The organism is Pseudomonas sp. GLN_2, from assembly GCF_043106005.1.
Taxonomy (GTDB): domain Bacteria; phylum Pseudomonadota; class Gammaproteobacteria; order Pseudomonadales; family Pseudomonadaceae; genus Aquipseudomonas; species Aquipseudomonas alloputida.
Window position 1 is genome coordinate 17315 of the sequence record NZ_JBICMC010000004.1, and the last position, 22507, is coordinate 39821.

Annotated in this window: 20 protein-coding genes; 8 read left to right on the plus strand and 12 right to left on the minus strand. The window is 62.6% G+C overall.

Annotation, left to right across the window (positions count from 1 at the left end; translation table 11 throughout):
- Positions 1–33 precede the first annotated feature (33 nt).
- From trpE to ACF8Q6_RS00875, 9 genes are all read right to left on the minus strand, one after another.
- Complete coding sequence (gene trpE, locus ACF8Q6_RS00835; RefSeq protein WP_392490786.1) at positions 34–1515, minus strand: anthranilate synthase component I; 1482 nt, start codon at positions 1513–1515, stop codon at positions 34–36.
- Between the two features lie 69 nt (positions 1516–1584).
- Positions 1585–2403, minus strand: coding sequence for a phosphoglycolate phosphatase (locus ACF8Q6_RS00840; protein WP_004576196.1), 819 nt, complete (start codon positions 2401–2403; stop codon positions 1585–1587).
- On the minus strand, positions 2400–3074 hold the full coding sequence (gene rpe / locus ACF8Q6_RS00845) for a ribulose-phosphate 3-epimerase (protein ID WP_003255539.1): 675 nt from the start codon (positions 3072–3074) through the stop codon (positions 2400–2402). The genes ACF8Q6_RS00840 and rpe overlap by 4 nt, the downstream gene beginning before the upstream one ends.
- 149 nt (positions 3075–3223) lie before the next feature.
- On the minus strand, positions 3224–4051 hold the full coding sequence (locus ACF8Q6_RS00850) for an ABC transporter permease (protein WP_003255542.1): 828 nt from the start codon (positions 4049–4051) through the stop codon (positions 3224–3226).
- 10 nt (positions 4052–4061) lie between these two features.
- Positions 4062–5309 carry an ABC transporter permease gene (locus ACF8Q6_RS00855; RefSeq protein WP_011953311.1) on the minus strand — a complete coding sequence of 416 codons (1248 nt, stop codon included), beginning with the start codon at positions 5307–5309 and terminating at the stop codon, positions 4062–4064.
- Between the two features lie 60 nt (positions 5310–5369).
- The gene (locus tag ACF8Q6_RS00860; RefSeq protein WP_004576195.1) at positions 5370–6404 is read right to left on the minus strand and encodes an ABC transporter substrate-binding protein; all 1035 of its coding nucleotides are present in this window, start codon (positions 6402–6404) and stop codon (positions 5370–5372) included.
- Positions 6405–6444: 40 nt separating this feature from the next.
- Entirely contained in the window at positions 6445–7569 is a 1125-nt protein-coding gene (locus ACF8Q6_RS00865) for an ABC transporter ATP-binding protein (RefSeq protein WP_003255547.1), read from the minus strand.
- Between the two features lie 295 nt (positions 7570–7864).
- A complete protein-coding gene (locus ACF8Q6_RS00870; protein WP_173401663.1) occupies positions 7865–8497 on the minus strand; it encodes a response regulator transcription factor in 633 nt (210 codons plus the stop codon).
- Between the two features lie 7 nt (positions 8498–8504).
- Entirely contained in the window at positions 8505–10892 is a 2388-nt protein-coding gene (locus tag ACF8Q6_RS00875; RefSeq protein ID WP_392490126.1) for a PAS domain S-box protein, read from the minus strand.
- A 95-nt stretch (positions 10893–10987) separates the two neighbouring features.
- Between ACF8Q6_RS00875 and ACF8Q6_RS00880 the strand changes: the two genes are divergently transcribed.
- Positions 10988–11986, plus strand: a complete 999-nt coding sequence (locus ACF8Q6_RS00880) for an alpha/beta hydrolase family protein (RefSeq protein ID WP_392490127.1) — start codon at positions 10988–10990, stop codon at positions 11984–11986.
- A 27-nt stretch (positions 11987–12013) separates the two neighbouring features.
- On the opposite strand, the gene ACF8Q6_RS00885 is transcribed toward ACF8Q6_RS00880, so the two are convergent.
- From ACF8Q6_RS00885 to ACF8Q6_RS00895, 3 genes are read right to left on the minus strand one after another with little or no spacing between them, the layout of a single operon-like run.
- Positions 12014–12781, minus strand: coding sequence for a TerB family tellurite resistance protein (locus ACF8Q6_RS00885; RefSeq protein ID WP_392490128.1), 768 nt, complete (start codon positions 12779–12781; stop codon positions 12014–12016).
- Position 12782: 1 nt separating this feature from the next.
- Entirely contained in the window at positions 12783–13454 is a 672-nt protein-coding gene (gene murU / locus ACF8Q6_RS00890; RefSeq protein WP_392490129.1) for an N-acetylmuramate alpha-1-phosphate uridylyltransferase MurU, read from the minus strand.
- Positions 13451–14470, minus strand: a complete 1020-nt coding sequence (locus tag ACF8Q6_RS00895; protein WP_014755129.1) for an aminoglycoside phosphotransferase family protein — start codon at positions 14468–14470, stop codon at positions 13451–13453. Before ACF8Q6_RS00895 ends, murU begins: the two co-directional genes overlap by 4 nt.
- 130 nt (positions 14471–14600) lie before the next feature.
- Here ACF8Q6_RS00895 and ACF8Q6_RS00900 point away from each other — a divergent pair, with 130 nt between their 5' ends.
- The 7 genes from ACF8Q6_RS00900 (at position 14601) to glpE (ending at position 22285) form a co-directional block, all read left to right on the plus strand.
- A complete protein-coding gene (locus tag ACF8Q6_RS00900; protein ID WP_121782780.1) occupies positions 14601–17408 on the plus strand; it encodes an LPS-assembly protein LptD in 2808 nt (935 codons plus the stop codon).
- Positions 17389–18708, plus strand: a complete 1320-nt coding sequence (gene surA, locus ACF8Q6_RS00905; RefSeq protein ID WP_392491390.1) for a peptidylprolyl isomerase SurA — start codon at positions 17389–17391, stop codon at positions 18706–18708. The genes ACF8Q6_RS00900 and surA overlap by 20 nt, the downstream gene beginning before the upstream one ends.
- Positions 18705–19694 carry a 4-hydroxythreonine-4-phosphate dehydrogenase PdxA gene (gene pdxA, locus ACF8Q6_RS00910; RefSeq protein ID WP_003255557.1) on the plus strand — a complete coding sequence of 330 codons (990 nt, stop codon included), beginning with the start codon at positions 18705–18707 and terminating at the stop codon, positions 19692–19694. The genes surA and pdxA overlap by 4 nt, the downstream gene beginning before the upstream one ends.
- Positions 19691–20494: a 16S rRNA (adenine(1518)-N(6)/adenine(1519)-N(6))-dimethyltransferase RsmA gene (rsmA, locus tag ACF8Q6_RS00915; protein WP_003255558.1), complete on the plus strand. Its 804-nt coding sequence runs from the start codon at positions 19691–19693 to the stop codon at positions 20492–20494. Before pdxA ends, rsmA begins: the two co-directional genes overlap by 4 nt.
- Before the next feature lie 197 nt (positions 20495–20691).
- Positions 20692–21072, plus strand: a complete 381-nt coding sequence (gene apaG / locus ACF8Q6_RS00920; protein ID WP_003255559.1) for a Co2+/Mg2+ efflux protein ApaG — start codon at positions 20692–20694, stop codon at positions 21070–21072.
- Positions 21072–21938: a symmetrical bis(5'-nucleosyl)-tetraphosphatase gene (locus ACF8Q6_RS00925; RefSeq protein ID WP_004576191.1), complete on the plus strand. Its 867-nt coding sequence runs from the start codon at positions 21072–21074 to the stop codon at positions 21936–21938. Before apaG ends, ACF8Q6_RS00925 begins: the two co-directional genes overlap by 1 nt.
- Before the next feature lie 14 nt (positions 21939–21952).
- On the plus strand, positions 21953–22285 hold the full coding sequence (gene glpE / locus ACF8Q6_RS00930; RefSeq protein ID WP_010951742.1) for a thiosulfate sulfurtransferase GlpE: 333 nt from the start codon (positions 21953–21955) through the stop codon (positions 22283–22285).
- Positions 22286–22507: the final 222 nt, after the last annotated feature.

The window sequence follows — 22507 nt, forward strand, 5'->3', positions numbered from 1 at the left end:
CTGCGAATGGGCTGCGCAGCAGCCCCCATCAATTTATCTGGCGGAAGTCTGCTCGGCCAACGCCACCGCACGGAACATCGCCCGGCGCTTGTTGATGGTTTCTTCCCATTCCAGCGCCGGCACCGAGTCGGCAACGATGCCGCCACCGGCCTGCACATGCAGCTCGCCATCCTTGATCACCGCAGTACGAATGGCAATTGCGGTATCCATGTTACCGTTCCAGGCAAAATAGCCGACAGCTCCGCCGTAAACCCCACGCTTGACCGGTTCCAGCTCGTCGATGATCTCCATCGCGCGGATCTTGGGCGCACCCGACAAGGTGCCAGCCGGCAGAATCGCCCGCAGTGCATCCATCGCCGTCAGGCCTTCCCGCAGCTGGCCGGTAACGTTGGAAACAATGTGCATCACGTTGGAGTAACGCTCGATCACCATCTTCTCGGTCAGGCGCACACTGCCGGTCGAAGACACACGGCCGACATCGTTGCGGCCCAGATCGATCAGCATCAGGTGCTCGGCAATTTCCTTGTCGTCCGACAGCAGGTCGTCTTCCAGCGCACGATCGGCCTCTTCGGTCGCACCACGCGGGCGAGTACCGGCAATCGGGCGCACGGTGACCAGGTTGTCCTCGACACGTACCAGCACTTCGGGCGAGCTGCCGACCACATGGAAGTCACCGAAGTTGAAGAAGTACATGTACGGCGTCGGGTTGAAGCAGCGTAGCGCGCGGTACAGGTCGATAGGCGCAGCCTTGAAGTCGATCGACATGCGCTGCGACGGCACCACCTGCATACAGTCCCCGGCCAGGATGTATTCCTTGATACGACCGACGGCGTTTTCGTAATCCTCGCGGGTGTAGCTGGAGCGGAACGCCGGCTCGGCCGCCTGCGGGCCGCTCAGGTCCAGGCCGCGGCGCGGGGTGATTGGCTGGCGCAAGGTTTCCAGCAAGCCTTGCAGACGTGCCTGGCCCTGTTCGAAGGCTTGATCTTCAGCGGGGTCGACCAACACGATGGCGTGCATCTTGCCCGCCAGGTTGTCGAACACCACCACCGCGTCGGACACCATCAGCAGGATATCCGGTACGCCCAGCGGGTCCGGGTTGGGGCTGGCGCCCAGGCGCTTTTCTACATAACGCACGCAGTCGTAGCCAAAGTAGCCAACCAGGCCGCCATTGAAACGCGGCAGGCCGGGGATATCGGCAACTTTGTAGCGGTCCTTGAAGGTTTCAACGAATGCCAGCGGGTCTTCGACCTCGCAGCTTTCCACCTCGACGCCATCGTGCAGGATGCTGACATGGTAGCCATGCACACGCATCACGGTGCGCGATGGCAAGCCGATCATCGAGTAACGGCCCCACTTCTCGCCGCCCTGCACCGATTCGAGCAGGTACGAGTTGGGCTGGTCAGCCATTTTCAGGTAGATCGACAGCGGCGTGTCGAAGTCGGCCAAGGTTTCACAGGCCAAGGGAATACGGTTGTAGCCGGCAGCGGCCAGGCGCAGGAATTCTTCGCGGTTCATGAGTAGTCTCGTGGCAAGCAGCAATAGGTCAGGCAAACGGACGGGCCGGCACACGCCGGCAGGCTGAAGTCAGGCGCGCCAACGCCAACGGGCCAAGGCCTTGATGACTTTCATCCAGAATTTGCCAGTAACCGCCACGGTGGACTCTCTGTCTTGTGAGGCTTGAAGGTCCGCCAACGTTATCCCAGTGGCCGGGTCTGCGCAACCGGGCAGCAATGCGCGCAGGTCGTCGATTACCAGGCTGGGGGATTCGTCGTCGATCGGCCGGCCATGGTTATAGCCGTAGGTCAGGCCCACGCATTGCACGCCAGCCGCCTTCGCCGCCTGCACGTCACTGCGCGAATCACCGACAAACAGGGACTGCTGCGGGGTAACACCGGCCATCTGCATGACGAACAGCAACGCCGCCGGGTCGGGCTTTTTCTGCGGCAGGGTGTCGCCACCAATGATCCAGCGGAAGAAATTACCGATCTTCATCTGGTCCAGCAGCGGGCCAACAAAGCGCTCAGGCTTGTTGGTAATCAGCGCCATCTCCACGCCCTGCTTGCGCAGCCAGCGCAGGGTGTCGCGCACGCCAGGATAAACCACGGTAAGTTCATGGCTTTCGGCATAAGCGTCCATGAACAGCGCCAGCGCCTGTTCTGCCAGCGCATCGTCCACGTCGGCATGGTCGATGCCGCCCGCCAACGCGCGGCGCACCAGTACCTGGGCGCCGTTGCCAACCCATTGGCGCACTGCCTCAAGGCCAGCAGGCGGGCGCCCCAGTTCGAGCAGCATGCGGTCCACGGCGGCGGCCAGGTCAGGCACGGAATCGATCAGGGTACCGTCCAGATCGAACATTACCAGCCTTGGCAGCGTCCCCGGGAACAGCTGCTCGAAGCCACTCATGGGCGGGCCAGGGCCAGTTCGGCGCGCATCTTGGCGATCACTTCCTGGTAGTCCGGGGCGTTGAAGATCGCCGAGCCGGCCACGAAAGTGTCGGCGCCAGCGGCAGCGATCTCGCGGATGTTGTTGACGTTCACGCCACCATCGATCTCCAGACGGATATCACGGCCACTGGCGTCGATCAGCGCACGCGCTTCGCGCAGCTTGTCGAGGGTGCCGGGGATGAACTTCTGCCCGCCAAAGCCTGGGTTGACGCTCATCAGCAGCACCATGTCGATCTTGTCCATCACATACTTCAGGGCGTCCAGGCTGGTGGCCGGGTTGAACACCAGGCCGGCCTTGCAACCACCATCCTTGATCAGCTGAAGCGAACGGTCGATGTGCTGCGTGGCTTCAGGGTGGAAGGTGATGTAGGTGGCACCCGCTTCGATAAAGTCGCCAATGATGCGGTCAACCGGGCTGACCATCAGGTGCACGTCGATCGGCGCAGTAACGCCGTACTTGCGCAGAGCGGTGCAAACCATCGGACCGATGGTCAGGTTGGGGACATAGTGATTGTCCATGACATCGAAGTGGACGATGTCTGCACCCGCAGCCAATACCTTGTCGACGTCCTCACCCAGGCGGGCAAAATCGGCAGAGAGAATGGAGGGGGCAATAGCGTAGGGCTGCATGGCGCACCTGTTGGCAGAGTCACGGTGGCGCGCATTGTAACTCAGGGAAAGCGATGAAGGCTGATTGGTATCAATTGCTGTCGACCAGCGCAACTTGTGCCGGCCTCCGCGACTTTAGCCGCGAAGAGGCCGGCACAGGCAACCCATCATCAAGCCGGCTGTTGAGTCCTCAGCTTCTCACTACGCCCACGCAACCATTCCAGGGTCAGCAGCAACAACACCGAGAACGCAATCAGCAAGGTCGCCGCCGCGGCAATGGTCGGGCTCAGGTTCTCGCGAATACCACTGAACATCTGCCGCGGCAGAGTTGCCTGTTCCGGTCCGGCGAGGAACAGCGTCACCACCACCTCGTCAAACGAGGTGGCAAAGGCAAACAGGGCGCCCGAGATGACACCGGGCGCGATCAGCGGCAGGGTCACCCGGCGGAAAGCCAGCAGAGGCGAGGCTCCCAGGCTGGCCGCCGCACGCACCAGATTGTAGTTGAACCCCTGTAGCGTCGCCGACACGGTAATGATGACGAACGGCACACCCAGTACCGCATGCACCAGAATCAGCGAGGTGAAACTGTTGCCCATGCCCAGAGGGGCGAAGAACAGGTAACTGGCCACTCCGATGATCACTACCGGCACCACCATGGGCGAGATCACCAGCGCCATCACCAGCGACTTGCCGGGGAAATCGCCACGGGTCAGGCCGATGGCCGCCAACGTGCCGAACACCATGGCCAGCACCGTGGCCGCTGGGGCAACGATGATGCTGTTTTTCAACGCCCGCATCCATTCGGCCGAGCCGAAGAAGTCCTGATACCACTGCAGCGAGAAGCCCTGCAGCGGGTACACCAGGAAGCTGCCACTGTTGAACGACAGCGGCACGATCACCAGCACTGGCAAGATCAGAAACAGCAGGATCAAGCCGCAGAGAATACGCAGGCTGTAGAACCAGACCCGCTCCACGGGCGACATGTATGGGCTCAGCATGACAGGCTCCTCAGCTCAGGCGCAGACGGCTGGCGCCGACCAGCCAGCTATAGATCAGGTACAACAGCACGGTCGCCAGCAGCAACAGCCCGCCCAGTGCGGTGGCCATGCCCCAGTTGATGCTGGTGTTGGTGTAGAAGGCGACGAAGTAGCTGACCATCTGGTCGTTCGGACTACCCAGCAGCGCCGGGGTGATGTAGTAACCGATGGCAAGGATGAACACCAGCAGGCAACCGGCGCCAACACCGGCGTAAGTCTGCGGGAAGTACACCCGCCAGAAACTGGCGAACGGGTGGCAGCCCAGCGAGATCGCCGCACGCATGTAGCTCGGGGAAATACCCTTCATCACGCTGTACAGCGGCAGGATCATGAACGGCAGCAGGATGTGCACCATCGAGATGTAGACGCCTGTGCGGTTGAACACCAGCTCCAGCGGCTGGTCGATGATGCCCATGGCCATCAGCGCGCTGTTGATCAGCCCGCCCGACTGCAGCAGCACGATCCAGGCCGCCACCCGCACCAGGATCGATGTCCAGAAAGGCAACAGCACCAGAATCATCAGCAGGTTGCTCTGCCGGGTCGGCAGGTTGGCCAACAAGTAGGCCAGTGGGTAGGCCAGTACCAGGCAGATAGTGGTAATCACCACCCCCATCCACAGGGTACGGACAAAAATGTCCAGGTAAATGGCCTGGTCCGGGGTGGCCTTGGCCAGCTCACCCAGGTCATCGATGCGATGGTCCACCGAGGCCAACAGGTAGAAAGAAGTCACCGAACTGGTATTGCGGCGGATCGCCTGCCAATAAGCCGGGTCGCCCCAACGCTCGTCGACAGCCTGCAACGCATCCTTATAAGAGGCAGGCTCAGCCTTGAAGGGCAGCGCACGGGCAGTCTTGGTCAACAAGCTGCGGTAACCGGCCAGTTCCATGTTCAAGCGTTTGGAAAGGTCACCAAGTGTCTGGTTCTTGCGCGACTCGGCCAAATCCTGGCTCAGCGCCTTGTAAACGTCCTCGCCTGGCAGGCTTTTGCCATCCCACTGGCTGATGACTTCCACCGTGCGCGGCAGGCCGCCGACCACTTCAGGGTTGCCGACGCTCTTGTACAGCAGCGCCGCAATCGGCACCAGGAACACCAGCAGAAGAAACAGCGCCAGCGGCGCGATCAACGCCTGCGCCTTCCAGCGGTTGACCCGCTCGGCGTGTTTGAGGCGCTGCTTGAGACTTGAACCTGCGCCTTCGTTGAGGGGCACTGCAATGGCCATGGCGAACTCCGCAATACAGGCTGAATTGGGGGCCGCTTTGCGGCCCCACACACTGGACGTTTACTTCTTCGCCGCCCAGGCGTTGAAGCGTTGCTCCAGCTGCTCGCTGTTGTCGGCCCAGAACGCCACGTCGATCTGCACCTGGTTGGCAATGTTCTCAGGCGTGGTCGGCATGTCTTTCTTCACGTCGTCCGACAGCAGGCTCACGGCCTTGGAGTTGGCCGGGCCATAGGCGATGTTTTCGGAGTAGATCTTCTGCTGCTCGGGCTTGACGCTGTAGGCGATGAACTTCTTCGCCTCTTCGACGTTTTTGGCGCCTTTAGGAATTGCCCACGCATCGAAGTCGTAGATGCCGCCGTTCCACACCACCTTGAGGTTGCTCTCTTTCTGCACAGCGGCAATACGGCCGTTGTAGGCAGAGCTCATGACCACGTCGCCAGAGGCCAGGAACTGCGGTGGCTGTGCACCCGCTTCCCACCACTGGATGCTGGGCTTGAGTTCGTCGAGTTTCTTGAAGGCGCGGTCCTGGCCTTCCTTGGTTGCGAGCACTTTGTAGACGTCCTTGGGCGCAACGCCGTCGGCCATCAGTGCAAATTCCATTGTGTACTTGGCGCCCTTGCGCAGGCCGCGCTTGCCCGGGAACTGCTTGGTGTCCCAGAAATCGGCCCAGCTGGTGGGGGCGGTCTTGAGCTTGTCGGCGTTGTAGGCCATGACCGTGGACCAGACGAAGAAGCCCACGCCGCAAGGCTGAATGGCACCAGGCACGTAGTCGGCCTCATTGCCGAACAGGGCTGGGTCGAGCTCTTCGAACATGCCCTCGTCGCAGCCGCGCGCCAGCTCTGGCGACTCAACCTCTACCAGGTTCCACGACACACTCTTGGTGTCGACCATCGCCTTGACCTTGGCCATTTCGCCGTTGTACTCACCCGCGACAATCTTGCCATTACCCGCTTTTTCCCAGGGTTCGTAGAACGCTTTGACCTGGGCAGCCTTGTTGGCGCCCCCGAACGAGATCACGGTGAGGTCTGCGGCCATGGCCTGGCCAGCGGTGAACAGCCCCAAAGCCAGGGCGGTCAGTTTCAACTGCTTGCGCATTATTATTCTCTCCACAGTACAGGGTTGGTGAAGCAATCCATCAATGGGCTTCGGCAATCGGATCGAGCGCGCGGGCGTGCTCCACCTCCCAGCCCAGCGGTACCACATCGCCCACGGCCAACGCCGGGTCGAGCTCGGCAATAGGCTGCTTCACGAAGAAGTCGCCTTTGCCGCAAACCTCCAGACGCACCCGCACGTGGTCGCCCAGGTAAATGAATTCGGCCACCCGGCCAGAGAACCGGTTCACGCAGCTTTCACTGTGGCCGTTCAGACGCACGCGCTCCGGGCGTATCGACAGGGTCACCGGCTCGCCGGCCTGGCCGACATTCACCGCCAGCGCCTCGACCCGCTCACCGCGAGGCAACTGCACCTGGCAACGTTTGCCATCGCTGGCCAGCAGGGTGCCGCTAATGCGGTTGTTCTCGCCGATGAAGTTGGCGACGAAGGTGTTGCAGGGCTCTTCGTACAGCGTGCGCGGGTCGGCGATCTGCTGGATTTCGCCTTGGTGGAACACCGCCACGCGGTCGGACATGGTCAGCGCTTCGCCCTGGTCGTGGGTCACGTACACCACGGTCACACCCAGGCGCTGGTGAATGTGCTTGATCTCCATCTGCATGTGTTCGCGCAGCTGCTTGTCCAGCGCGCCAAGTGGCTCGTCCATCAGTACCAGTTGTGGCTCGAACACCAATGCCCGGGCCAGCGCCACACGCTGCTGCTGGCCGCCAGACAGCTGGCCGGGGTAGCGTTTGGCGAAAGCGTCGAGCTGGACCATGTTCAGCACGCGTTTGACCCGCTCGCTGATGTCGGTCTTGCTCAGGTTGCGCACGGTCAGCGGAAAGGCCAGGTTCTCAGCCACGGTCATGTGCGGAAACAGCGCGTAGTTCTGGAACACCATGCCGATATCACGCTTGTGCGGCGGCACGTTGTTGATCGAGCGGCCGCCAAGCTGGATTTCACCGGCGGTGGGGGTCTCGAAGCCCGCCAGCATCATCAGGCTGGTAGTCTTGCCCGAGCCGGACGGGCCAAGCAGGGTGAGGAACTCGCCCTTGCGGATATCCAGGTTGAGGTCTTTGACGATCAGCGACTCGCCGTCGTAGCTCTTCTGCACACCACGGAAGCTGACCAGCGTTTCGCCGGTTGCAGCGTTCGACTTCGCCTCGCTCATGCCTGCACCTTCTTGTTGGATGACTGCGTAGGCAAAAGAGTAGAAGAGACGCAAGCGCCCGAAAATCGGGGGTACTGAGAGAATGCCATCATCCGGATGGAAGATTTGTTGTAGGGATCGCCCTACAAGGATGGCGGGATTGGAATGCCCTTGCGAGCCAACCACGAAACCTGTGGGAGCGGGCATGCCCGCGAAGAGGCCGGCTCAGCCATAGAGATCAGCAGGCCAGGCCCGTTCGCGGGCATGCCCGCTCCCACAGAGGATTCGGGAAGTTTCGGGCACCCGTATGTCGCAATCAGACCAGCTTGTGCTCCATGGCGTACTTCACCAGCTCCGCCAGCGAGTTCACTTTCAACTTCTGCATCAGGCGTGCCTTGTGGGTGCTGATGGTCTTGCTCGACAGCGCCAACTGCTGGGCGATGTCGTTGACGTTGGCGCCTTGGGCCAGGCGCTCGAACACTGAAAACTCGCGCTCCGAGAGCAGTGTGTGCAACGGCCGGGATTCGGTGAGGCCTACTTCGAACACCATGCGGTCGGCCAGCGACGGGTCGATATAACGCCCGCCACCGGCCACCCGACGAATCGCTGTCAACAACAACGCCGGATCACTGTCTTTGGTGGCATAGCCCGCCGCACCGGCCTTCAGCGCCCGCGCCGCCATCTGTGCCTCATCGTGCATCGACAACATCAGGATCGCTGGAGCATCGTGCAGCGCACGGATACGCGGGATCGCCTCCAGGCCGTTCACACCCGGCATCGAGATATCCAGCAGTACCACCTCGCACGGTGTGTGGCGCAGGGTTTCGAGCAACTGCTCGCCATTACCGGCCTCCCCCGCCACTTGCATGTCCTTGGCCAGGCCAATCAACTGCTTGATGCCTTCACGGACAATGGTGTGGTCTTCGGCCACCAGTACTCGAATCACGATTGCTCTCCTACTCCAACGGAATGGCCACACTCAGGCTGGTGCCTTCGCCCGGCTCGCTTTCCAGCGCCATGCTCCCACCCAGCATCAGCACCCGCTCGCGCACACCCACCAGGCCAAACGAGGTGGGCCGGGTCTGCTCGCGGCAAAAGCCTTGGCCATCATCACTGACCGTCATGCGCAACTGTCCGCCCTCACGTACCAGCTCAATCTCTACGCTGTGCGCCTGGGCGTGACGCATCACATTGGTCAGCGCTTCCTGGAGGATACGAAACAGCCCGGTGGCCTTGGCATCACTCAATGCTGGCAGATTATCGGGTACTTGCACCAGACAGGGGATTTGCGTGCGTGCCTCGAAACGCCGCGCCTGCCATTCGATGGCCGAGGCAATGCCGGCATCGAGGATCGGCGGACGCAAGGCAGTGGCGACATCGCGCACCAACTGGAACAACTGGGCGATCAGGCGTTTCATGCTCGCCAGGCGATCATTCAGGCCAGGGTCCAGCTCAGCATAGGCCAGCTCGCACATCGACACTTCCAGCTTGAGCACGGTCAGCATCTGCCCCAGTTCATCATGCACTTCCCGGGCGATACGGGCTTTTTCCTCTTCACGCACGCTCTCCAGGTGGGCCGAGAGTTCGCGCAGCTGCTCCTGGGACTTCGCCAGCGCCAGCTCGGCCCGCTTGCCCTGTGTGATGTCCCAGACTACACCGTCCCACACCACCTGGCCGTTGCCCAGATGCCGGGCGCTGGCCTTGATATCGGCCCAGCGCTGTTCGCCCTGCCGGGTGAGGATGCGCCCTTGCCAGGACCAGTCCTGGTCGCTGGCCAGGGCCAGGTCCTGAACCCGGTGATAATCAGCACGGTCCTCGGGGTGCACCAGGTTGCGCAGGCCCATCTGCGGGTGCTGGATCTCGCTGGGTGCATAACCTACCAAAGCCTCGCTACCCTCACTGATATAGGGGAACTCCAGATCGCCCTCGGCCGGGTCACGTTCCAGGCGAAACACCAACCCTGGTACGTTGCCAGCAATGCCCTTGAGCCGCGCCTCGCTTTCGCGAAGGGCCGCCAGGGCACGGTGGCGTTCGGTGACATCGGCGAGGTAGACCACCAGATATTCGGAATCACGAAAGCGCAGAAAGCTCAGCGACAGCTCCACGGGTAGCAAGCTTTGATCAGCCCGCCGGCATTGCGTCTCAAACTGACCGACACCCCCCGCCCCTGTCCGCGCCCCCTTCCACAGCTCCAGCCAACGCTCCATGTTCAGGCTCGGCTCGAAGTCGCTCAGCGGCCGCTCCAGCAACGCCCCTTCGCTGTAGCCCAACATGCGCTCGGCGGCATGGTTGGCGTAACGCACATGGCTATCCCAGTTGACCCAGAGGATACCCACGGTGCTCTGATCGATGGCGAACTGGCTCAGGCGCAACGCCTCTTCGCGCACCTGGCGCTCAACAAGGCTTTCCCGCGCGGCCAACAGGCTGCGCTCCAGCTGGCGCTGCTGACGGCGTTGCCACACCAGCGTGGCCAAGGCACACAACAGCAACAGACCGAACAGCAAGGCCATGTTCTGCCAGAAGCCCGGCGACTCGCTCAGGCGCGGGTACTTCGGCTGCAACCAGCGCTGATGCAGTTGTTCCAGCTCCTTGGCCGGCACGGCCTGCAAGCCACGTTCAAGTATATCGGCCAGCAGCGGCCAGTCGCGCCGCGAACCGATACGCAACAGCTGCGGCAGGCCAATATCGCCGACCACCGCCAGCTCACCGAACTCGCTCTCGCGCGACAGGCGGCTGAGCTGCGCTTCATCCAGCACGGCGAAACTGGCCTGGCCGCCTACCACCAGTTGCAAGGCCTCACGATCGTCGGGCACCCCCTGCAGGTTGAGGTTGCCGTAGTTACCGCGCAGGTAATCCGCCAGCGGGCTGGGCATGCGCACCGCCACGCGTTGCTCGGCTTCAAGCTTTTCCAGCTCCACGGCCATGGCCCCGGTGCGCGGCCCCACCACCAGCTGTGGCACGCGCATGTACGGGTCGCTGAATAGCCACAGGCGCAGGCTGGCTGGCGTCTGGGTAAGGCCAGGGGCGAAGTCGATTTCGCCGCTTTGCAGGGCATGCTCCAAACTGGCCTGGTCACTGAAGTTACGCCAGGTGAGGTCCAGCCGCAGCGCCTGCGCCAGGCTGTTCACCAGCTCCACATTGGCCCCGTACAGTTGCTGCAGACGCCGGTCGAACTGGGCGTAGGGCGCCTGCAACACCAAGCCGACACGCAGGCTGCGGTGGGTGTCCAGCCACTGCTGCTGGTCAGGCTCCAGCACCACAGAGGGCAGCGCCTCGGGCTTGGCCCAGGCAATCAAGGGCAGCCACAAGCAGCCGATAACCAACAGGCGACGCACTCGCTTCATCTATACGCTCGACTTGGCAAAGACGGTCATGCAGCATGGCCGTCACGGGCAAATACTATTAGGCTGCCGGTTTCATTCTGGCCTTGGGTTGACTCATGTCCACACTTTATCGCACGACGCTGGCAATGTGCTGCCTGGCCTCGGTCCTTCCACTCGGCGCCTTGGCCGCCGATGCCGAAAAACCACCTGCAAATACCATGGCACCGGCTGCCGAGGCCCCACGCCCACCCTTGCTGGAACGCAGCCAGGAGGATGCACTGGCGCTGGAGCGGCTGCTGCCCAAGGCTGAGCAGCAGACCCTGCAGGCCGGTGCCGACAGTTTCCTGGCCCTGTGGAAGCCGGCCAACGACAACGATCCGCAAGGGGCGGTGATCATTGTCCCCGGTGCAGGCGAAACGGCCGACTGGCCAAATGCAGTCGGCCCACTGCGGCAGAAATTCCCTGATATCGGCTGGCACAGCCTGAGCATCAGCCTGCCCGACCTGCTTGCAGACAGCCCGCAAGCACGGGTCGAAGCCACACCACCGGCAGCGCCTGCGCCAGACAAAGGCGAAAGCGCACCGGTCAAGGACGTGCCGGCCGACGCCAACGCCAACGTGGCCCAAGCCACCGCGGCCGATGCCGACACAGCAGAAAGCACCGATGCCGAACAAGCCAGCGAGCAGGCCGACCCGGCAGATGCCGAACGCATCTTCGCCCGCCTGGATGCCGCCGTGGCGTTCGCCCAACAACACAATGCCCGCAGCATCGTACTGATCGGCCATGGTAGCGGTGCATATTGGGCGGCGCGCTACCTGAGCGAGAAACAGCCACCGCAGGTACAAAAACTGGTGATGGTCGCTGCACAGACCCCTGCACGGGTGGAGCAGGACCTGGAAAGCCTGGCCCCAACCTTGAAGGTACCCACGGCCGATATCTACTACGCCACCCGCAGCGCTGACCGCAACGCAGCCCAGCAACGGCTGCAGGCCAGCAAGCGGCAGAAGGATAGCCAGTACCGACAATTGTCATTGATTGCCATGCCAGCAAACAAAGCGGCGGAACAAGAGCAATTGTTCCGCCGGGTGCGGGGGTGGATGAGCCCTCAGGGCTGAGTTAGGCTTGATCCTTGTGGCGGGGCGTCAAAGGCCGCGCCGCTTGCGGATCATGGCATAGGCCTGGTGCAACTCACGGGTGCGCGCGGTCGCTTCACGCACCTGCGCCTCGCTGGCACCGGTACCTGCCAGCTTGTCCGGGTGATGCCGGCTGACAAGCCGACGATAGGCCTGCTTGACCTTATCGGTGTCGGTGTCTGCGTCCACCGCCAGCAAGCGCAACGCTGCCGCGTAGGTCATGGGCACGCTTTCTGCCCCCGCAGCCTTGCGCGGCTCGTACTCCAGCGACATGGCCTGCACCTGGCGTCGGCTCATGCCCAGCTTCTGCCCCCAGTCCAGCAGCAACTCACGCTCCTTGTTGCCCATCTTGCCGTCAGCCCAGACCATGCGCCAACAGGCCCGCAAGGTACCTTCCGCCGCGTGGGGCTGCTGACTGATGCGCCGCAGGTGCCTGCCAAGCCGGTCCTTGCCCGCCTTGCCACGGTTGAACGCATTGATGGCGCGCAGCCGGGCTGCCTCGGCCAGGTCCAGGCGCACCATCTCCTGACGCGCCTGCTGGATATGCTGCTCGGCTACCCGGCCATCGCACTTGGCCAGGCGCCCAAGCAACACGAACAACAACTCGTCGTCGCGTAATGCGGGGCGCCCACCCAGGCGTTCGCGCATGTCTTCCCAGCCTTGCAAGCGCAGCCGGCGGTCAATGGCCTGCCCAAGCAACGCACCGAGCAAGGCACCCGGTATGCTCGCAACGGCAAAGCCGGCACCCACACCTATCACCGTGCCTGGCCACCACATGTCAGGCGCGCTCGCCAATCAGAGACTCAGCCTCGGCCAGGCGTTCAAGCGTGCCAACATCCACCCAGTGCCCACGGTAGTGTTCGCCAGATACCTTGCCGGCCGCCATCGCCTGGCGCAGCAACGGTGCCAGCTTGAAGGCACTCGCCTGGCAACCTTCGAACAGCGCCGGGTGCAGCACGGAAATGCCGCTGAAGGTCAGCGTGCCGGGCGCGTCATCACCGTCAACGACCTGCTCGCCCACCAGGCGGAAGTCACCACGGCCGTGATGGCCAGGGTTGTCGACCAGTACCAGGTGAGCCAGGCCTTGCAGGGGAGCCTGCAAACGCGCGAAGTCGTAGTCGGTCCACACATCGCCATTCACCAGCAGGAACGGCGCATCACCCAACAAAGGCAGGGCCTTGAAGATGCCGCCGCCGGTTTCCAGCGGTTCACCTTCAGGTGAATAGCGAATGCTCAGGCCGAAGCGGCTACCGTCGCCCAGATGGTCTTCGATCTGCTGGCCAAGCCAGGCATGGTTGATCACCACTTCGGTCACGCCCGCTGCCGCCAGGGCGCGCAAGTGGTACTCGATCAGCGGCTGGCCGGCGACCGGGACCAACGGTTTTGGGGTGTGCAGGGTCAGCGGGCGCATGCGCTCGCCCTTCCCCGCAGCCAGGATCATGGCCTTCATGCACGCGCTCCGGCCTGCAACTCGGCAATCAGCTCACCCAGCTCCGCCAATTCGGGCCGGCGACCGATCACTTCATTTATATAGGCGAAGAAACGCGGCACGTCGCCCAGGTAACGCGGCTTGCCGTCGCGGTGGCAGATACGGGCGAAGATGCCGATCACCTTCAGGTGCCGCTGCACGCCCATCAGGTCACTGGCGCGGTGGAAGGCTTCGAACTCGGCATGCACCGGGATGCCAGCCGCCTGCGCCTGCTGCCAGTAGTCGCTCAGCCAACCTTCGACCCGCGCCTGCGGCCAGCTGACAAAGGCGTCCTTGAACAGGCAGGTAATGTCGTAGGTGACCGGGCCGTATACCGCATCCTGAAAGTCCAGCACACCAGGGTTGGGGGTGCTCTGCATCAGGTTGCGCGGCATGTAGTCACGGTGTACCAGCACCTTGGGCTGCGCCAGGGCGCTGTCGATCAGCAACTGGCTGACGCGCTGCCAGGTGGCCTTCTGTGCATCGGTGAAGGTCAGGCCCAGCTCACGCCCCACGTACCATTCGGGGAACAGTTCCACTTCACGGCGCAGCAGGGCGTCGTCGTAGCTGGGCAGCGGCGCGTCCATCGGCAAACGCTGGAACTTCAGAAGGGCATCGATGGCGTCGGCGAACAGGCCATCGGCGTTGTCGGCATTGATGATGTCAAGGTATGTCTGAGTGCCCAGATCCCCAAGCAACAAAAAGCCGCGTTCCAGGTCCTGGGCGTGGATCAGCGGCACATGGACGTCAGCGCTGGCCAGCAGGTGGTCGATGGCGACGAACGGTCGGCAGTTCTCCTGCGGGGGGGGCGCATCCATGATCACGAAACTGTGGCCAGCGCCCTGCCAGCGGAAATAGCGGCGGAAGCTGGCGTCGCTGCTGGCAGCGGTCAAGCTGCCTGCAGGCACCTCGCCCCAGGCGTTGTCACGGAAAAGATCATTGAGCTGTTCATCGAGCCAGACCGTCAGTTGTTGCAGGCGTACATCGTGTTCAGGCATTGCAAGGGTCTCCGACGGCCCTAGCCGTCAAGCGGGTCATGCTTTATTATCCAGCATCTTTTTCAGACCATCGAGAGGCGTGCGGCCCCACACGCGGGCAGATGGCACGCAGGAAGCCCGGACTAATAAGATGGCATTGAAATCCCCCGCGTTTCGTAGAAAGTTTCCGTTGCTGGTAACCGGCGGTCTGCTGGCCCTGCAACCTCTGGCCACCTCATACGTAGTGGCAGCCGAACAGTTCGACTGCCAAGTGTCCGCCGCCGGTGGTTGGGACTGCAAGCCCAAAACCCCAGTCAACAACTTGCCACCGCGCCCGGTGCACGAAGGTGCAGCCGTCAGCTCCGGTACCGAAGCGGCGGGCGAAGCCGAAACTGCGGACCGGCCCGTGCTGGTTACCGAGGCCAAGGGCCGTGGTCTGAAGTCGCGCAGCGAAGACTACAGCCACCTGGACTGGGTGCCGCGTGAAAAGCTCACCGCCGCGCAGCTGGCTGAAACCGGCCCGTACTGCGGTGGCGCGTATATCGAGCCAACCCGCCCGGGCATGGCCGACACCACGCCGAAGGACGAGTCGCCAACCTACATCAATGCCAAGGTATCCAAGTACCAGCAGGAGCAGCAGGTCGCTACCCTCGCCGGTGACGTGGTGATGCGCCAGGGCAGCATGCAGGCCGAAGCCGACGAGGCCAACCTCTACCAGGCCGAAAACCGTGGCGAGCTCAAGGGCAACGTCAAGATCCGTGACAACGGTTCGCTGGTGGTCGGTGACGAAGCCCAGATCCAGCTCGACACTGGCGAAGCCCAGGTCGACAACGCCGAATACGTGATGCACAAGTCGCACATCCGCGGCAGTGCCCTGTACGCCAAGCGTGGCGAAAACGCCATCATCCGCCTCAAAGACGGTACGTACACCACCTGCGAACCGGGCAGCAACGCCTGGCAGTTGAAGGGCAACAACATCACCCTGAACCCGGCCACCGGTTTCGGTACTGCGACCAACGTTACGCTACGGGTCAAGGATTTCCCGGTGTTCTATACACCGTACATCTACTTCCCGATTGACGACCGTCGCCAGTCCGGTTTCCTGCCGCCGTCGTTCAGCACCAGCAGCGACACCGGCTTCATGCTGGTCACGCCGTACTACTTCAACCTGGCGCCTAACTACGACGCCACGTTGTACCCGCGCTACATGGCCAAGCGCGGCCTGCTGATGGAAGGCGAGTTCCGCTACCTGACACCTTCCAGCGAAGGCCAGTTCGGCGGCGCCTACCTGAACGACAAGAACGACGACCGCAAAGATCAGACGGATTACAAAGATCAGCGCTGGATGGTCAACTGGCAGCACAAGGGTGGCCTGGACGAACGCCTGATGACCGAGGTGGACTACACCGACATCAGCGACCCGTTCTACTTCCAGGACCTGGAAACCGACCAGATTGGCGTGGAAAGCCGCGACCTGCTGAACCAGCAGGGTGCGTTGACCTACCGCGGCGACAGCTACACCGCGCGGTTGAATGTGCATGCCTACGAGATGGCGACCATCTCGCAGATCACGCCGTATGATCGCCTGCCGCAGCTGACCCTGAACGGTACGCTGCCGTTCCAGCCTGGCGGTTTGAACCTTGGGTACGAGACTGAAGCTGTTCGTTTTGATCGTGACCTGAAGGACGATTTCGTTCTGGACGAAGATGGCAATCCAGACGCCAGCGCCGGCGTACCTGGTCGTCGTCTTGACGAAAATATCTTCGGTGTAGCGCGTGCCAACGGTACCCGCCTGAACGTCGCCCCGTCCATCAGCCTGCCGATGGAGGCCAGCTACGGCTACATCACGCCGAAGCTGAAGTACATGTATACCCATTACGACCTTGACCTGGATAGCAAGGGCAAGAGCGACATTGCTGCCGCGAACGCAGACACACTGGACGTGTTCGGCGACTACAAAAGCAACCTGAACCGCGATATCCCGATTTTCAGCGTCGACAGCGGCCTGTATTTCGACCGCAACACCTCGTTGTTCGGCACCAACTACCGCCAGACCCTCGAACCGCGCATGTTCTACCTCTATGTCCCGTACAAGGACCAGATGGACATCCCGCTGTTCGACACGGGTGAAACCCTGTTCAGCTACGACTCGCTGTTCCGTGACAACCGTTTCAGTGGTACCGACCGCATCGGCGACGAGAACAAGCTGTCGCTGGGCGTGACCACCCGCTGGATCGAGGAGAACGGCTTCGAGCGCCAGAACTTCAGCATCGGCCAGGCCTACTACTTCAAGGACCGCAAGGTCCAGCTGCCAGGCATCGACTACCGCACCCGCAAGGACGCGCAGTCCGATGTATCGCCATACGCCCTGGTGTACAACTACTACTTCAACCGCGACTGGCGCTTCAATTCGGACTTCAACTGGGACCCGGACAGCCGCAGCACCCGCTCGGGCAGCGCGATGTTCCACTACCAGCCTGAAGACAACCCGAACAAGATCGTCAACCTCGGTTATCGCTACCGTAACGACACCATTGCCTACGACTCGACCACGGGTACCTGGAAAGTGGGCGGCGGTGACTATGGCACCCCGGGCGATCCGAACTACATCAAGGATTACTACAAGATCCAGCAGCACGACTTCTCGGTTATCTGGCCGATCGTGCCGCAGTGGAACGTAATCGCTCGCTGGCAGCATGACTACAACCGCAACCGTACCCTGGAAGCCATGGGTGGTTTCGAATACGACAACTGCTGCTGGAAGCTGCGCCTGATCAACCGTTACTGGATCGACTACGACGATTTCAGCCAGGCCCTTCCACAGAACGAAAAAGGCGACCACGGTGTCTTCCTTCAGATCGTCCTGAAAGGCCTCGGCGGCGTAGTTGGCAACAAGGTCGAGTCTTTCCTCGACCAAGGCATTCAAGGTTACCGTGAACGTGAAGACCAAGCTTATTGATCGTCTGCGCCCAGTGTTGCTGGGCGTCGCTTTGCTGAGTGGCGCGGTGCATGCCGCGGTGCAACCTCTTGATCGCGTGGTGGCTATCGTCGACAACGACGTGGTCATGCAAAGCCAGCTGGACCAGCGTGTCCATGAGGTCCAGCAAACCATCGCCAAGCGCGGCGGCGGCGTGCCGCCGACCAGCGCCCTGGAACAGCAGGTCCTGGAACGCCTGATCGTCGAGAACCTGCAGCTGCAGATCGGCGAGCGCTCTGGCATCCGCATCACCGACGAAGAGCTGAACCAGGCCATTGGCACCATTGCCCAGCGCAATGGCATGTCGCTGGACCAGTTCCGCGCGGCGCTGGCCCGTGACGGCCTGTCGTTCGAGGACGCTCGCGAGCAGGTCAAGCGCGAGATGATCATCAGCCGCGTGCGCCAACGTCGCGTTGCCGAACGCATTCAGGTGTCCGAGCAGGAAGTGAAGAACTTCCTGGCCTCGGACCTGGGCAAGATGCAGATGTCGGAAGAGTACCGCCTGGCCAACATCCTCATCCCGACCCCGGAAGCCGCCAACTCGGACGATATCCAGAAGGCTGCGCGCAAGGTCGGTGACGTTTACCAGCAACTGCGCCAGGGTGCTGACTTCGGCCAGATGGCGATTGCCAACTCGGCCAGCGAAAACGCCCTGGAAGGCGGCGAGATGGGCTGGCGTAAAGCCGGTCAGCTGCCACCCGACTTCGCCAAGATGCTCAGCAGCATGCCGGTGGGCGAAATTACCCAGCCTATTCGCATCCCCAACGGCTTCATCATCCTCAAGCTCGAGGAGAAGCGCGGCGGCAGCGAGAACGTTCTGCGTGACGAAGTGCATGTACGCCACATCCTGATCAAACCAAGCGAGATCCGCAGCGAGGCGGCCACCCAGCAACTGGCCGAGCGCCTGTACGATCGGATCAAGAACGGCGAAGACTTCGGCGAACTGGCCAAGAGCTTCTCGGAAGACCCGGGTTCGGCACTCAACGGCGGCGACCTCAACTGGGTCGATCCGAACAGCCTGGTACCGGAGTTCCGTGAGCAGATGGCCAATGCCCAGCAAGGCGTAGTGACCAAACCGTTCAAGACCCAGTACGGCTGGCACGTTCTGGAAGTGCTGGGCCGCCGCGCCACCGACAGCACCGAGCAGGCTCGCGAACAGCAGGCCCTGAGCGTACTGCGCAACCGCAAGTATGACGAAGAGCTGCAAACCTGGCTGCGCCAGATCCGCGACGAAGCCTACGTTGAAATCAAGCTGCCTGGCGCTGACCAGGCCGCCCAGTGAAGCCCCTGCGCTTCGCCGTCACCCCCGGCGAGCCGGCCGGCATAGGTCCCGACCTGTGCCTGCTGCTCGCCGCAGACGCCCAGCCCCACCCCCTGATCGCCATCACCAGCCGTGACCTGCTCGCCGAGCGGGCCACGCAGCTGGGGCTGGCCGTCAGCCTGCTGCCGGTAGCCCCGGGCCAATGGCCTGACCTCCCGGCACCCGCAGGTAGCCTGTACGTCTGGGATACCCCCTTGGCGGCCCCGGTGGTGCCAGGCCAGCTCGACAAGGCCAACGCAGCGTTCGTGCTGGAAACCCTGACCCGCGCCGGGCAAGGCTGCCTGGACGGGCACTTCGCCGGGATGATCACGGCCCCGGTGCACAAGGGTGTGATCAACGAAAGCGGTATCGCCTTTTCCGGGCATACCGAATTCCTTGCCGAACTGACCCGCACCGCACAAGTGGTAATGATGCTGGCCACCCGCGGCCTGCGCGTGGCCCTGGTGACCACGCACCTGCCACTGCGTGATGTTGCCGACGCTATCACTGCAGAGCGCGTTGAACGTGTAACCCGTATCCTGCATGCCGACATGCGCGACAAGTTCGGCATTGCCAACCCGCGTATCCTCGTGTGCGGCCTCAACCCGCACGCGGGCGAGGGCGGCCACCTGGGCCGCGAAGAAATCGACATCATCGAGCCGACCTTGGCCCGCCTGCGCACCGAAGGCATGGACCTGCGCGGGCCGCTGCCGGCCGATACCCTGTTTACCCCCAAATATCTGGAGCACTGCGATGCAGTGCTGGCGATGTACCACGACCAGGGCCTTCCCGTACTCAAGTACAAAGGCTTCGGCGCAGCAGTGAACGTGACCCTGGGCCTGCCAATCATCCGCACGTCGGTTGACCACGGCACCGCCCTGGACCTGGCCGGCACTGGCAAAGTCGACACCGGCAGCCTGCGCGTCGCACTGGAAACCGCCTACCAGATGGCCGAGAACCGACCATGAACGAGCAATACCAACACCGGGCGCGCAAGCGCTTCGGCCAGAACTTCCTGCACGACGCCGGTATCATCGACCGCATCCTGCGTGCCATCAACGCCAAGGCCGGCGAACACCTGCTGGAAATCGGCCCGGGCCAGGGCGCCCTGACCGAAGGCCTGCTGGGCAGTGGCGCACAGCTGGACGTGGTGGAACTGGACAAAGACCTGGTGCCGATCCTGCAGCACAAGTTCGCTGATCGCAGCAACTTCCGCCTGCACCAGGGTGACGCCCTGAAGTTCGACTTCAACCAGCTGGGCGTGCCGCCGCGCAGCCTCAAGGTGGTTGGCAACCTGCCCTACAACATCTCCACCCCGCTGATCTTCCACCTGCTCAGCCACGCCGGGCTGATCCGCGACATGCATTTCATGCTGCAAAAGGAAGTGGTCGAGCGCATGGCCGCCGGCCCTGGCGGCGGTGACTGGGGGCGCTTGTCGATCATGGTGCAGTACCACTGCCGCGTGGAGCACCTGTTCAATGTCGGCCCTGGAGCCTTCAACCCACCCCCGAAAGTGGATTCGGCAATCGTCCGCCTGGTGCCGCACGAAGTGCTGCCGTTCCCGGCCAAGGACCACCTGCTGCTGGAGCGTGTCGTTCGCGAAGCGTTCAACCAGCGCCGCAAGACCCTGCGCAACACCATGAAAGGCCTGCTGGACAGCGCCGCCATCGAGGCTGCTGGCGTTGATGGCAGCCTGCGCCCTGAACAGCTCGACCTGGCAGCCTTCGTGCGCCTGGCTGACCAACTGGCTGATCAGCAACAAGCCTGATTTAGCCCGTACCGGCCTCTTCGCGGGCCACAAGGGATCGCACAACCCTCAAATCCTGTGCGACCCCTTGTAGGAGCGGGTTTACCCGCGAAGAGGCCGGCACAGACAACACACCCCCCAAGCCCGATCACCGCTGGCCCTCCCCCCTCCCAATGGCCTAGACTGCATTATTGCGTCAGTTCGCCCAAGGCCCTTGCATGTCCGACCCCCGCTATCAAATCGACGTCAGCGTCGTGACCCGCTACCTGAAAGAACAATCCGACCCCGAAAACAGTCGCTTCGCTTTCGCCTACACCATTACCGTGCAGAACAACGGCTCGCTCAGTGCCAAGTTGCTGTCGCGCCACTGGCTGATCACCAACGGTGACGGCGAGGTTGAGGAAGTACGCGGCGCCGGCGTGGTCGGCCAGCAACCCAACATCGACCCAGGCCAGAGCCACACTTACAGCAGTGGTGCCGTCATCAGCACCCGCGTTGGCACCATGCAGGGCAGCTACCAGATGTTCGCCGAAGACGGTAAGCGCTTCGACGCCGAGATTGCCCCCTTCCGGCTGGCAGTGCCCGGAGCGCTGCACTGATGGCCACCTACGCCGTCGGTGACCTGCAGGGCTGCCTGCAGCCACTCAAATGCCTGCTCGACCGCGTCAGTTTCAACCCCGCCGTCGACCGCCTGTGGCTGGTCGGCGACCTGGTCAACCGCGGCCCCGAGTCACTGGAAACCCTGCGCTTCCTGTACTCGATCCGTCATTCACTGGTCTGCGTGCTGGGCAACCATGACCTGCACCTGCTGGCCGCCTGGCACAACGTCGAGCGCCTCAAGAAAAGCGACACACTGCGCGAGATCATCGAAGCGCCGGACGCCGACCAGCTGTTCGACTGGCTGCGCCAGCAAAAGCTGCTGCATTACGACGAGCCTCGCGGCATCGCCCTGGTTCACGCCGGCATACCGCCACAATGGACCCTTGGCAAAGCCCTGGAGCTTGCCGCCGAGGTCGAGGAAGTGCTGCGTGACGACACTCGCCTGCAGCTGTACCTCGACGGCATGTATGGCAACGAGCCGAACAAGTGGAGCAAGAACCTCGCCGGCGTCGAACGCCTGCGGGTCATCACCAACTACTTCACCCGCATGCGCTTCTGCACGGCCGATGGCAAACTCGACCTCAAGAGCAAGGAAGGCCTGGGTAGCGCGCCCAAAGGCTACAAAGCCTGGTACGCGCACAAGGACCGCCGCTCACGCCACGTGAAGATCATCTTTGGCCATTGGGCCGCTCTGCAGGGTGAGGTCACCGAGCCCGACGTCATCGCCCTGGACACTGGCTGCGTATGGGGCGGCGCCATGACCCTGTACAACGTCGACAGCGGCGAATATCACCGCTGCGACTGCGCCGACGACGGCACCCTGCGCCAGCCGGCACAACCCACTACACTCAACGATCACACCTGAAGGAAGTAGTACCCATGAGCGAATTCAAGCGCATCCCTCCTGAGCAGGCCTTGGAGCTTCGCAAGAAAGAAGGTGCGGTCGTCGTCGACATTCGCGACCCACAGGCCTTCGCCGCCGGCCACATCACCGGCGCCCGGCACCTGGATAACCACTCGGTCGCCGATTTCATCCGCAACGCCGACCTCGACGCGCCAACCCTGGTGGTCTGCTATCACGGCAATTCCAGCCAGAGTGCTGCCGCCTACCTGGTAGGCCAGGGTTTCTCCGACGTTTACAGCGTGGACGGCGGCTTCGAACTGTGGCGCGCGACCTACCCGGCCGAGACCGCCCAGGGCAACGCTGAATAATTTTTTATTTTCCCCTGCAGCCCGTGCCCCGCGCGGGCTTGCGGCTTATCTGACGAACGGTCGTTCGCAACTTCTGCCTTTCTCGCCCCTTTACCTTGCAGATAACCAACTACGCTTAAGCTCAGGCCATCCAAAAAGGGGAGAGCCGGTACACCGGCGTGCGGGTCATCGGTAGCGTTACAGGGTGTTCTGGGGGGTTTACAGCAATCGGCCAACCCGGTT

Bases quoted from the DNA above. Each gene is read 5' to 3' on its own strand.
- trpE (WP_392490786.1), bottom strand. From the start codon at position 1,515: ATGAACCGCGAAGAATTCCTGCGCCTGGCCGCTGCCGGCTACAACCGT.
- ACF8Q6_RS00840 (WP_004576196.1), bottom strand. From the start codon at position 2,403: ATGAGTGGCTTCGAGCAGCTGTTCCCGGGGACGCTGCCAAGGCTGGTA.
- rpe (WP_003255539.1), bottom strand. From the start codon at position 3,074: ATGCAGCCCTACGCTATTGCCCCCTCCATTCTCTCTGCCGATTTTGCC.
- ACF8Q6_RS00850 (WP_003255542.1), bottom strand. From the start codon at position 4,051: ATGCTGAGCCCATACATGTCGCCCGTGGAGCGGGTCTGGTTCTACAGC.
- ACF8Q6_RS00855 (WP_011953311.1), bottom strand. From the start codon at position 5,309: ATGGCCATTGCAGTGCCCCTCAACGAAGGCGCAGGTTCAAGTCTCAAG.
- ACF8Q6_RS00860 (WP_004576195.1), bottom strand. From the start codon at position 6,404: ATGCGCAAGCAGTTGAAACTGACCGCCCTGGCTTTGGGGCTGTTCACC.
- ACF8Q6_RS00865 (WP_003255547.1), bottom strand. From the start codon at position 7,569: ATGAGCGAGGCGAAGTCGAACGCTGCAACCGGCGAAACGCTGGTCAGC.
- ACF8Q6_RS00875 (WP_392490126.1), bottom strand. From the start codon at position 10,892: ATGAAGCGAGTGCGTCGCCTGTTGGTTATCGGCTGCTTGTGGCTGCCC.
- ACF8Q6_RS00880 (WP_392490127.1), top strand. From the start codon at position 10,988: ATGTCCACACTTTATCGCACGACGCTGGCAATGTGCTGCCTGGCCTCG.
- ACF8Q6_RS00885 (WP_392490128.1), bottom strand. From the start codon at position 12,781: ATGTGGTGGCCAGGCACGGTGATAGGTGTGGGTGCCGGCTTTGCCGTT.
- murU (WP_392490129.1), bottom strand. From the start codon at position 13,454: ATGAAGGCCATGATCCTGGCTGCGGGGAAGGGCGAGCGCATGCGCCCG.
- ACF8Q6_RS00895 (WP_014755129.1), bottom strand. From the start codon at position 14,470: ATGCCTGAACACGATGTACGCCTGCAACAACTGACGGTCTGGCTCGAT.
- ACF8Q6_RS00900 (WP_121782780.1), top strand. From the start codon at position 14,601: ATGGCATTGAAATCCCCCGCGTTTCGTAGAAAGTTTCCGTTGCTGGTA.
- rsmA (WP_003255558.1), top strand. From the start codon at position 19,691: ATGAACGAGCAATACCAACACCGGGCGCGCAAGCGCTTCGGCCAGAAC.
- apaG (WP_003255559.1), top strand. From the start codon at position 20,692: ATGTCCGACCCCCGCTATCAAATCGACGTCAGCGTCGTGACCCGCTAC.
- ACF8Q6_RS00925 (WP_004576191.1), top strand. From the start codon at position 21,072: ATGGCCACCTACGCCGTCGGTGACCTGCAGGGCTGCCTGCAGCCACTC.
- glpE (WP_010951742.1), top strand. From the start codon at position 21,953: ATGAGCGAATTCAAGCGCATCCCTCCTGAGCAGGCCTTGGAGCTTCGC.